This window comes from Aureispira sp. CCB-E, from assembly GCF_031326345.1.
Taxonomy (GTDB): Bacteria; Bacteroidota; Bacteroidia; order Chitinophagales; family Saprospiraceae; genus Aureispira.
On the sequence record NZ_CP133671.1, the window covers coordinates 1,346,462 to 1,358,899 of the forward strand.

At 36.3% G+C, this 12,438-nt stretch carries 6 protein-coding genes; 5 read left to right on the plus strand and 1 reads right to left on the minus strand.

Annotated elements, in window-relative coordinates; translation table 11 throughout:
• The first annotated feature begins 225 nt into the window (after positions 1-225).
• The 5 genes from QP953_RS05120 (at position 226) to QP953_RS05140 (ending at position 11,864) form a co-directional block, all read left to right on the plus strand.
• Complete coding sequence (locus QP953_RS05120) at positions 226-7,494, plus strand: PKD domain-containing protein (protein ID WP_309554178.1); 7,269 nt, start codon at positions 226-228, stop codon at positions 7,492-7,494.
• Between the two features lie 350 nt (positions 7,495-7,844).
• On the plus strand, positions 7,845-8,888 hold the full coding sequence (locus tag QP953_RS05125; protein ID WP_052594522.1) for a Gfo/Idh/MocA family protein: 1,044 nt from the start codon (positions 7,845-7,847) through the stop codon (positions 8,886-8,888).
• 109 nt (positions 8,889-8,997) lie between these two features.
• Positions 8,998-9,570, plus strand: coding sequence for an acyltransferase (locus QP953_RS05130; protein ID WP_309554179.1), 573 nt, complete (start codon positions 8,998-9,000; stop codon positions 9,568-9,570).
• A gap of 2 nt (positions 9,571-9,572) precedes the next feature.
• Positions 9,573-10,754: an MFS transporter gene (locus QP953_RS05135; RefSeq protein ID WP_052594518.1), complete on the plus strand. Its 1,182-nt coding sequence runs from the start codon at positions 9,573-9,575 to the stop codon at positions 10,752-10,754.
• A gap of 42 nt (positions 10,755-10,796) precedes the next feature.
• Positions 10,797-11,864, plus strand: coding sequence for a glucosaminidase domain-containing protein (locus tag QP953_RS05140; protein ID WP_309554180.1), 1,068 nt, complete (start codon positions 10,797-10,799; stop codon positions 11,862-11,864).
• A 74-nt stretch (positions 11,865-11,938) separates the two neighbouring features.
• Here QP953_RS05140 and QP953_RS05145 read toward each other — a convergent pair whose 3' ends face one another.
• Positions 11,939-12,385, minus strand: a complete 447-nt coding sequence (locus tag QP953_RS05145) for a nucleoside deaminase (protein ID WP_309554182.1) — start codon at positions 12,383-12,385, stop codon at positions 11,939-11,941.
• Positions 12,386-12,438 lie beyond the last annotated feature (53 nt).

Sequence of the window (12,438 nt, forward strand, 5' to 3'; positions counted from 1 at the left end):
TGAGGAACCATGGGACAAAACCATTTGTGTGTCTTCGTAACTAGCAAATTATAAACAATATATTGTTAACTAACAAAAGGAATTCCCATCAGTGAACAATAGTTGATTTAGGCTATAAAGAAATTCTATTAATAAAGTACCACTCTCCCAAGTATGTTGTTGTGGAAATAGGACAGGGCGTCTGATATAGATTTTATAGCAAACTCAGCTACTAAACAAAAGTATATGAAGACGGCTACTTGGTTCTATTTAGTATTTTTTCTTTTCTGTTCCTGCCTAATTCAGGCACAACCCATTGTTAATTTAGGACCAGACACAACGGTTTGTGGCAATAGCTTGATGTTAGATGCTGGAAATACAGGTGCTACATTTTTGTGGAACACAGGAGCAACCACGCAAAATTTAATGGCTACTGCCTCTGGAACGTATTGGGTAGATGTAACAGATGTGTCGGGAACTACTCGTGATAGTATTGAGGTGATTTTGGTTGCACCACCTAATTTTATAACGCAGCCTAATGATACAACTTTGTGTGGTGGTCTAATTAACTTAGCAGCAAGTGCAGATGCAGGTAGTATTAGCTGGATTGGAAGTCTAGGAAGTATTATTAGTCTAGGGGATAATCTTATATATGAACTCCTAGATACAACGACACTTTATTACCAAGCGGTATATATAGATACAGTAGGTCGAACCTTTGCTCAAGGGGGAAGTAGTTATCCTAGTGTTAGTCGAGCAATTATTTTTAATGTCAATGAATCAATTCGTCTAAATAGTGTAATGATAGACATTAATAATGGACCTTTCACAGCAGATATAGAGTTAGAGGATAATACAGGGACTGTAATAAGCAGCAAAAGTATTAGTTACAATACAGCAGGAAGGTATGAGGTGTTTTTAGGTTTTGATATTCCAATCGGTACAAATTACAGATTGTATATGCGAAATATAAGTGGAGGAGGGGTACATTCATTATTTCCATATAATAATTGGGCATCTGATCATAATTATGGCTTTATAGAATTGACCAACTCTACAGATCCAACGGTCTATCCTATTTTTTGGGAATGGAAAGTTACTAAGCTGGACGGTTGTAACTCTTTGGTAGATTCTGTTATTTTAAATATGCTACCGACTCCAATCGTAAATCTTGGAGAGGATACGACTTTATGTGGTGGAAATATCACTATAGATGCAACTAATATAGGTACAGGGTTTACTTATTTATGGAATACAGGTAATATGACTTCTTCTCTTACGACTGACTCTACGGGAGTGTATGCTGTTACAATATCTTCAGGAGGAAGTTGTCTAGTATCAGATAGTATTGGTATTGTTATAAATACAAAACCTATTGTGCAAAGTATAGCAGATACGAGTATTTGTAAAGGTGTTCGCACTATAGCTACTACTACGAATGTTGGTCTAGTGACTTGGACAGATTTATTAGGTAGAATAGTTGGGATAGGAGATACATTGTCTTATGAAGTAATGGATACAACGACACTTTATTACCAAGCGGTATATATAGATACAATAGGTCGAACCTTTGCTCAAGGGGGAAGTAGTTATCCTAGTGTTAGTCGAGCAATTATTTTTAATGTCAATGAATTAATTCGTCTAAATAGTGTAATGATAGACATTAATAATGGACCTTTCACAGCAGATATAGAGTTAGAGGATAATACAGGGACTGTAATAAGCAGCAAAAGTATTAGTTATAATACAGCAGGAAGGTATGAGGTGTTTTTAGGTTTTGATATTCCAATCGGTACAAATTACAGATTGTATATGCGAAATATAAGTGGAGGAGGGGTATATTCATTATTTCCATATAATAATTGGGCATCTGATCATAATTATGGCTTTATAGAATTGACCAACTCTACAGATCCAACGGTCTATCCTATTTTTTGGGAATGGAAAGTTACTAAACTGGACGGTTGTAATTCTAATATAGATACTTTCACTCTAAATGCTTTACCTACTCCTGTAGTCAATTTAGGATCTGATACAACATTGTGTGAAGACACATTGACGCTAGATGCTACTAATGTTGGAGGAGGTTATACATATCAATGGAATACGTCAGCTATTACACCAAATATTCAGGCATCTACTACTGGAATTTATAAAGTTACAGTTAGTGTAGGTGGTAATTGTTCTGTAGAAGATAGTATATCACTGCTTGTGAACTCTCAACCAACGATTTTGCAAGGACCAACTAACATGATGTCTTTATGTAGAAAAATATATAGTTTGGTTGCTAACTCAAATGTAGGAGAGATTCGTTGGATAGATAAATTAGGAAATACAATCGCTTTGGAAGATACATTAACTTATGAATTACTAGATACGACGACACTTTATTACCAAGCGGTATATGTAGATACAATAGGTCGAACCTTTGCTCAAGGGGGGAGTAGTTATCCTAGTGTTAGTCGAGCAATTATTTTTAATGTCAATGAATCAATTCGCCTGAATAGTGTAATGATAGACATTAATAATGGACCTTTCACAGCAGATATAGAGTTAGAGGATAATACAGGGACTGTAATAAGCAGCAAAAGTATTAGTTACAATACAGCAGGAAGGTATGAAGTATTTTTAGATTTTGATATTCCAATTGGTACAAATTACAGATTGTATATGCGAAATATAAGTGGAGGGGGGGTATATTCATTATTTCCATATAATAATTGGGCATCTGATCATAATTATGGCTTTATAGAATTGACCAATTCCACAGATCCAACGGTCTATCCTATTTTTTGGGAATGGAAAATTACTAAACTGGACGGTTGTAACTCTTTGGTAGATTCTGTTGTTTTAAATATGTTACCGACTCCAACTATAGAATTAGGTCCAGATACAATTTTATGTGGTGGTGGTATTACATTAGACGCGACCAATGCAGGTGCAGGATACCAATATATTTGGAATACAGCAGATACAACACCTACAATCCAAGCTATAACGTCCAACTTGTATCAAGTAACAGTTAGTTTTGGAGGAAGTTGCTCAATTGTAGATAGTTTGAATGTCGTAATAAATGAACGCCCAACCTTCTTGCAATCTCCAAATGACACAACATTATGTGGCGGATTATATACATTAAATACAACAACTAATGTAGGTGTAACAAAATGGACTGCAGTAACAGGGGAAACATTAGGGTATGGAAATACTTTAAGCTATAATTTACAAGATACTACAACTTTGTTTTATCAAGCTAGTTACTTTGATACAATAGGGCGAACTTTTACACAGGGGGGAAGTAGTTACCCTACTGTTAGTGGGCGAGGGATTATTTTTGATGTATTAGAACCTATTGACTTGAATAGTGTTCATATAAATATTGACAATGGACCATTTTCAGCAACAATAGAATTGGAAGATGCTACAGGAACACTCATTGCCGCTAAAAATATTTCTTATTTGTCAGCAGGTGTTTATGAGGTGTTTTTAGATTTTAATATACCAGTAGGAGTAGATTATACATTGTATTTAAGAAATGTCTCAGGTGGTGGAGTGTTAACTTTATTTCCATATAGTGATTGGGCAAATGATCATGATTATGGTTTTGTTAAATTAAAAAATGCTACAGACCCAACCGTCTATCCTGCTTTTTGGGAGTGGAAAGTAACCTTGATGAATGAAGTTTGTGCCTCGGAAGTTGATTCTGTATTACTAAATATGTTGCCTACCCCATTGATTAATCTACAAGAAGATACAGTGGTTTGTAATGATTCTATTGTATTGGATGTCTTTTTTCCAAATGCTACTTATAATTGGAGTTTGGGAGGGATAAATACAAGCTCTATTTTAGTTACACAGGAAGGAATATATAGTGTAACTTCCACCATAGGCACCTGTTCTAATAAGGATACTATTAATGTATTTCTTGCACCAGAACCAACTGTTAACCTTATTTCCTCTGATACATCAACTTGTGTTGGTGAAATACCTAGATTGGCAACAGGAGCAGATTTCGTAAAATGGTATACAGAACCTGTAGGAGGAAATTATTTAGGAAATGGAAGCTTATTTATGTATGATGCACAAGTTTCAGATACAATATGGTGTACAGGACAAAACTTTGCTAACAAAGTATACACAGAGGGATTGGTTGATACATTTGTGTCGAACCAAACAGCATACTTCTTTCCGAATCAAATTCGAGGGTTGGTGTTTGATGTTCAAGAAGACCTTTTACTTAAAGAGGTGACAATGTACATTAATCAAACTTCCTTTATTGGAACTATTGAGTTGTGGGATGCCAATAATGTAGTTCTTTATACTCAACCTATTGTATTGACCGATTTAGGCAAGAATATAATTTCACTTGGTTTTACAATTCCAGTAGGAGTCGATTACAAATTGATGTTAACAGATTATAACACGATTCCTATTTTATCAGAATTTCCATACACAGGCTTTCCTATCAATGGAGATTTTTTAACCATAAAATCAGGTATTCCATTCTCTTCTGTCTATCAATATTTTTACAACTGGAATGTTCAAGGACTTAGTTGCCCAACAGATCGTATACCAAGTGTTGTAGAAGTATTGCCAACACCGAATATTGATTTTCCAACAGATAGTATTATTTGTGGTGATACGTTAGTTTTAGATGCAAGTTCTTTAGGATTACAATCGTATCAATGGAGTACAGGAGAAACAACCTCCTCGATTATTTTGGATAGCACCACTACAATTACTTTAGAAGGCTCAATTGGCATTTGTACTGATGAAGATAGTATGAATGTATTTATTGTCGAGCCACCGAGTTTGATTATTCCTCCGAATGATACCACTGTTTGTCAAGGGAATATGACCTTCTATGCTACTGGTAATGCAGCCTATTATGCTTGGTACAACTCAGAAACAAGTGCTACTCCATTTGCTTTGGGCGATTCTGTAGTTGTTAATCTGCAAGACACGACTACTTTATGGGTAGAAGGGATTGGATTTATTCCAAAATCAGAACCTTTAGGAGAACAATACAACCCTAATTCGAACCTTAATGTATGGGGAACACCTCAATTAAGTGTTTATCCTACTAGAGGAATGACCTTTACAGTTAATTCCCCTATATTATTGAATTCTGTTGCTATTTATGTTGATACGGTAACTACAGCAACATTGACAATTTACAAAACAGGATTCCCATATTATACTCAACAACTCAGCTTGACGAATGCAGGAGAGAATGTGGTTCAAATAGATACCTTGCTAGAAAATGGAAGTTATTCTATAGAATTAAGCAACAAATCGGCAGGAAGGATTTTATTCCTTTCTCCTTACACCAATTTAGCGCAACTCAATGCAAACGCTTCGGAAATTACCTTCACTGGTTCTGTTCCCTTGGCTTCTCAATATGTATATTTCTTTAATTGGAAAATTTCGACGCCATCTTGTGCAACGAATCGTTTACCGATTAATATAACTGTTCCTCCATCTCCTTCCATTACACTGACAGCAGATACGGCAACATGTACATTGGGAAGTATTACTTTAGATCCTATACAGAACAATAACCCAGCCTATACTTATGCTTGGAGTGGAGGAAGTTCTAGTGATACGTTAGCCGTTAATTCTTCAGGATATTATCGGGTAACGGTAACCAATGATGGTGTCTGTTCGTCGGTAAAAGATATTTACGTACAGTTTTTATCAACTCCGAATGCGTCAGTAGTTAGTGATTTAGATATATGTGCACCACAAGATATAGCACTTTCAGTACCTACTTCAGATGGTATTGTAGTTTGGTATGACTCTAGTGATTTGAACACTGTTTCTTACCTAACAGCACCTTATAATGTTTATGTAGGAGATACAACCGATTTTTGGATAGATGTAGCTCCAAAGGCAACTACTCGAATAGGAAAACAAGCCTATGATAACCCTAACGAGTCAAGTGCGTATTTGAATTTTATTATTGCCAATCGCTTTGATGTTCATGAATATGCAGTTCTAGATTCTGTTGCGATTTATGTAGAAACAGCGCCAGCTGTTGCTAATGTTGTCCTAATGGACTCCTCTGGAAATACAATTAATACGGTTAGTTATACTGTTACAAAAGCTAAAGAAAAAGTATTTCTTCCTTTGAATTTTTTAATTCCACCAGGGGAGAATTACCAACTAAGTTTTTCTAGTATCAATAGCTTATTCCTAGTTGATCGCAGCCCAATCACAGCCCCTTCTTCTAGTGCTAATATTGCTACGTTGACGGGAACAATTTTCAGCGACTATAGTTATTTCTTTGATTGGCACTTTAGTTATGCTTATCCTGATTGCCATTCTGTTGGAGATACATTTACGGTTAATGTTAGTATGCCAGTAGATATACCTGATTCAATTTACACTTGTGATTCTGTGACCATAGATGCCAGCCATCCGAATATAGTTTCTTATAATTGGAGTAATGGTTTAACCTCAGGTGTTACTACATTTAACAATGCTGGAACTTATACGTTGACGATAACAGATGGGGCGCTGTGTACCGTAATAGATACTGTAATAATCACACAACCCATGCCCGTAGGATTGCCTTTAGGAAATGCAGCCTGTGATTTTCAGTTAAGTACCAACTACAGTCTGAACAATGCTTCTTTCTCTTGGAATACAGGAGATACGACGGATGTTATTACAATTCCAAGTACTGGAATATATGCTGTGACTGTAACTACAGGTGAAGGATGTATGTTGGTAGATACAGCCTATATATCGCAGATCATAAGCCCTCCAGCACCTAATTTAGGTAACTTTGTATCTGCTTGTTATACAGATACATTAGATGCAGGATATGGTGGGCAAGGAATGACGTATTTATGGAATACGGGGGAAATATCACAGACAATCATTGTCAATACCGCAGGAATTTATGCTGTTACAGTAACTCATCCACTGGGCTGTGCAGGGACAGATTTTGTATCGGTGACAATAGATACAGCACCTAAAGCAGCCTTTTCTGTTACTAAGAGTGGTCGCACCGTATTGATGAATAATATGTCAACAGGAACCAATCAAGCAGTAGACTATTTCTGGGAAATGGGAGATGGAACAACCTATCAAATTCCAAATCCATTTCATACATATACAGATTCAGGTTGTTATATTATTCGCTTGACAGTGACCGATGCTTGTGGCTCTGATACCGATACTTTGAGAGTTCCAGTTGATGTCCCAGATAGTGTTTGTACTGTTGCCATTAATACAATAGCTTCCTCGCTCAATGGAATTGATTTGGACATTATACCGAATCCAAACTCTGGAACATTTTTATTGCAGTTATCTGAGCCTCTTCAGGAAAAAACAGAAGTGCAACTTTACGATTTGAATGGTCGAATAGTCCATACACAAGAATTGCCATTATCTACTCAGACAAATTGGAAAATTCAAGTGGAAGACTTGCCTACAGGAGTTTATTTCTTACGGTTGTTAAATCCAAAACAGAGTCAAACACATCGTGTGCTTATTCTTCGGGAATAAGTCTTCGTCTAGAAAATAAAAGAATTAAAGCTGTGGTGTCTCCGTTTACATCACAGCTTTTTCTATCTTTAAGCCCAATTGATTTGCTAAATTTAGTACCCTGTAGGTTGCTAAAAGGATATTGATAGCCTCGTGAGCTGGTATGATATTAAGAAATGGTATCGCTTTCTCTGTTTTTACTAAAAAATTAGTAGATAAGGAATCGAATTACAACGTTAGGACATAGATTATAGTCTTATACTTGGCAACTTCAGGCACACCTCTACTTGGTAGTTTCTTAATCTGTGTTTTTAGTAGGTTATGAATAATTGATTTTTAAATAGTTTTGTTGAGAAATAATTGATTGGTACATGGAAGTACAAACAAAAAAAGTACAATTTGCAATTGTTGGTGCTGGACATATTGGCAAACGGCATGCAGCTATGATTGAAAAAAATCAAGAGGCAAACTTAGTCGCACTTTGTGATATAGAACATCCAAAATTCTTAAACATAGAAGACTTTGATGTTCCCTTTTATAATTCCATAGAGGCTTTGTTGGCTGCTGATTTAGAGATTGATGTAGTTTGTATTTGTACGCCAAATGGAGTGCATGCAGAGCAAGCAATTCTGGCTTTGGGAGCTCACAAGCATGTTGTTTGCGAAAAACCAATGGGACTCAGCAAGGAAGCTTGTGAAGCTGTGATTTTTAAATCGCTGCAAGTCAATCGCCATGTTTTTTGTGTTATGCAAAATCGTTATTCGCCTCCGTCTATTTGGGTCAAAGAGATGATTGATCAGCAGAGATTGGGGCAAATTTTTATGGTACAAATAAATTGTTACTGGAATAGAGATGATCGTTATTATTATAAAAATGGTCAGCAACATACTTGGAAAGGTCGGTTAGAATCGGATGGAGGACCCTTGTTTACGCAATTTTCGCATTTTGTAGATATCCTGTATTGGCTATTTGGCGATATCAAAAATATACAGGCTATGTTTCATAACTTTTCCCATCAGCACTCTACTGAGTTTGAAGACTCTGGAGTGGTTCAGTTTGACTTTGTAAAAGGCGGGATGGGCTGTATTAACTATTCTACAGCGATATATGACAAAAATTTAGAGAGCAGCCTAACAATCATAGGGAGTGAAGGTTCTTTAAAAATTGGAGGGCAGTATATGAATGAGGTCGAGTACTGCCATATTAAAGATTATACCATGCCCACTTTAGCAGCATCTAATCCTGCCAATGATTATGGGGCTTACAAAGGTTCTGCGGCTAATCACGGTTATGTGATCCAGAATGTGATTGATGTCATCAAAGAAAAGAAACCAATTACAACGAATGCTTTAGAAGGATTGAAAGTTGTAGAGATTATTGAAAATATTTACAAGCTTAAAAGCAATAATAAGTAACCGTTCAGCTAGCTAAAAACAAAGCACTCACGAAGTGAACTGTATTTCTTTTTGTACTGCGTTTGATGGCAAAAAAAACTGAATAGTGGATAACTAAAAAATAAGACAGATGAGTTATTACGCACACGAAACTGCGGTTATAGATGAAGGATGTATCATTGGTGCTGGAACTAAAATTTGGCACTTTAGCCATATCATGCCCAATAGCGTTATTGGAGAATCTTGTAATATTGGGCAAAATGTAGTTGTATCTCCCAAAGTTCAGTTGGGCAACAATGTAAAAGTTCAAAATAATGTCTCTATTTATACTGGCGTGACTTGCGAAGATGATGTATTTTTAGGACCATCTATGGTTTTTACTAATGTTATTAATCCTAGATCGGCTGTAGTGCGCAGAGGTCAATATAGCCCTACTGTTGTACAAAAAGGAGCCTCTATTGGAGCTAATGCGACCATTGTCTGTGGCAATACAATCGGGGCTTATGCTTTGATAGGTGCGGGAACTGTAGTCACAAAGGACGTCCTTCCTTATGCTTTGGTGGTGGGGAATCCTTCGAAACAGATTGGATGGGTGAGCGAATATGGACATCGTTTGAATTTTAATGAGAAGGGGCAAGCAATTTGTCCAGAAAGCGATCAGGTATATGCATTAAAAGATGATTTGGTGACAAGAATTCAATAAAGATGAATATTGCAGGGAATATATGGAAATTGTATGTAATTAAAATGTCCAAGTGGTTTATGGTTTATATGCCAATTGTGGTATTATTCTTACAGTCCAATGGTTTGAGTTTGCGAGATGTAATGCTTGTCAATGCCATTTATTCGATCTCTGTTGCCTTCTTTGAAATTCCTTCAGGGTACTTTTCAGATCGACTAGGACGCAAGAATTCTATTATATTAGGAACATTATTTATGACGGCTCAATTTACTGCATATAGCTTGTCGTACGATTTTTGGAGTTTAGGTTTGGGGGCAATTATTGGAGGCTTAGGAGCTAGTTTTATATCAGGAACAGATTCTGCCTTGTTATATGACTCTTTGCATGTTTTGAATCGAAAAGGAGATTATCTCAAATGGGAGGGACGAACGTACGCTATTGGAACATTTTCAGAAGCAGTAGCCGCTATTATTGGAGGTTGGCTGGCATATACGTATGGATTACGTTATCCGATGTATGTTCAGGTAGGGATTAGTTTTTTAGGAGTAATAACCGCTTTTTCTTTGGTAGAACCTCCGATACACAAAGAGCATGATCGAGGTAATTGGGAACAAATGCGCTATATTTTGCACTATACTTTTCTGAAAAATAAACAATTGCGATTTTTTATTTTTTTAGCCTCTATTTTTGGCTTAGCCTCCTTGTTATTAGCTTGGTTTGCACAACCTTATTTTGATTATAAAAAAATAGAAGAAAATAACATTGGTTACTTGTGGGCTGCCTTGAATATGACGGTTGCTTTGTTTGCTTTAAATGCACATCATGGTAGTAAGTTGCTATCTTCCAAACAATTAATATTTGTCATTCTATTTGGCTTTGCGATCGGATATAGTGTGTTGGGAGGATATGGAGGTGCTTTTTTATGGTTGGGATTGTTGGCTATGTTTGTTATGTATGCTTTGAGAGGTTTGGCTACGCCTACTTTTTTAAATTTAATCAATCAACATGCTCCTCCTGATATGCGAGCAACCGTGTTGTCTATTCGAGGATTTAGCGTTCGAGTACTGTATGCTATATCAGCTCCTATTCTAGGGTGGGTGGCAGATATTTATACGATTTTAGAGACATTTTTATTAATAGGCGTGATAATTGGTTTAGCAACGATTGTCGCAATTGGATTTTATTCTTTAGTTTTGCAGGAATAGACCTTAGGATATAGCGTATTTAACCTCTAAAAAGATAAGAACATGCAGCGTATTTTATTGATTTGGATAGGAATTTTTTGCCTACAAATAACTCAATTATTAGCAAAACCGTGCTCAGAAGATTTTTTTATAGATGATGTCAAAGCACGTTTTTATGTTGAAAAATACAAACATATTGCAGTAGCAGAAATGGACCGAACTGGAATTCCTGCCAGTATTAAAATGGCACAAGGTATCTTAGAGTCGGGTGTTGGAGAGAGTGAACTAGCCAATGTGGCCAACAATCATTTTGGAATCAAATGTGGGGGCGAAGTTTGGCAAGGTGCCACACATTATGTGTGGGATGACGAAGTTGTGAAATCTTGTTTTCGAGTTTACGAAAGTGCCGAAGAGTCTTATATTGCACACAGCGAGTTTTTGTTAAACCCCAAGAAAGCTTTTCGATATGGTGTTTTGTTTGAATTAGAAAAACACGATTATAAAGGATGGGCAAAAGGTTTGCAAAAATCAGGCTATGCTACCTCAAAAACATATTCTAAAAACTTGATTGCTATCATAGAGCGATTGGAGTTGTACAAACTAGATTATTTGACGGTAGAGGTGCTAGCACTGACGGAGGATGAATTGGCGAATATTTTCCCAAAAACAGGACCAGAAGTTGATTTGAATGCAGAAGATACGACCACAACGACCACACGTATTCCAGACCCATTCAGCTCCGTACTAGATAGTGTCGATATGGTGTTGACATTGTATCAATTCCGTGTAAATGATATTGATGCCGTTTATGTTCAACCTGGTGATGATTTGCAAAGCATTGCGGATCGTTATCGAAAAAATGCTAAAAAACTGTATTGTTACAATGAATTAAAAGGCAGAGAACTAAAGGTTGGACAATATATATTCTTAGATAAAAAACGCAATTGTTATCAACATTCAGATACCAAAAAATCTAGTAATATACATATTGTAAATAAAGGACAAAGTATGTATGATATAGCTCAGTTATACGGTATAAAACTTCGAAAGTTATTAAAATATAATAAAGTATACCGCCATCAAGCTCCTAGACCCGGTGTGCAGATTTTTCTTAAAAAACAAAAGCGATAGTCTCGTTTGCCATACAATACATAGAAATTAAAGATGCTGAATATTTGACTAGAATGTTCAGCATTTTTTATTATTTACAATCGCTTTTTTCGAAAAAAGTTGGTTATAATAGTAGCGCATTCTTCTGCTAAGATACCAGTAGATACTTTTGTTTTTGGATGCAATGCTTGGGGAGCTAGTCTTCGATAGCCCCTTTTGCTATCGCTGGCACCAATGATAAGCTCGCCTAATTGAGTCCATGCCAAAGCACCTGTACACATGACACAAGGTTCTAAGGTTACATACAAGCGACATTGCTGGAGGTACTTATTGCCTAGGTATTTACTAGCAGCAGAAATTGCTAATATCTCTGCATGTGCTGTCACATCTATTAAGTGTTCTGTCCAATTGTGTGCACGAGCAATAATCTGTTGATTACAAACGACAACAGCCCCAACAGGAATTTCGTCGAGACTTGCGGCCTTTTCGGCTTCTTTTAACGCTTCTTTCATATAATATTCGTGCGAGAAAACAGAAAACATTGTATCTTGGTTCTTTCTTAAAAAATGAGTCTATTTATCGTTGTATGTTTCTA

Excerpts from the sequence above, each read along its gene's own strand:
- QP953_RS05130 (WP_309554179.1), top strand. The coding sequence starts at position 8,998 with ATGAGTTATTACGCACACGAAACTGCGGTTATAGATGAAGGATGTATC.
- QP953_RS05135 (WP_052594518.1), top strand. The coding sequence starts at position 9,573 with ATGAATATTGCAGGGAATATATGGAAATTGTATGTAATTAAAATGTCC.
- QP953_RS05140 (WP_309554180.1), top strand. The coding sequence starts at position 10,797 with ATGCAGCGTATTTTATTGATTTGGATAGGAATTTTTTGCCTACAAATA.
- QP953_RS05145 (WP_309554182.1), bottom strand. The coding sequence starts at position 12,385 with ATGTTTTCTGTTTTCTCGCACGAATATTATATGAAAGAAGCGTTAAAA.
- QP953_RS05125 (WP_052594522.1), top strand. The coding sequence starts at position 7,845 with ATGGAAGTACAAACAAAAAAAGTACAATTTGCAATTGTTGGTGCTGGA.
- QP953_RS05120 (WP_309554178.1), top strand. The coding sequence starts at position 226 with ATGAAGACGGCTACTTGGTTCTATTTAGTATTTTTTCTTTTCTGTTCC.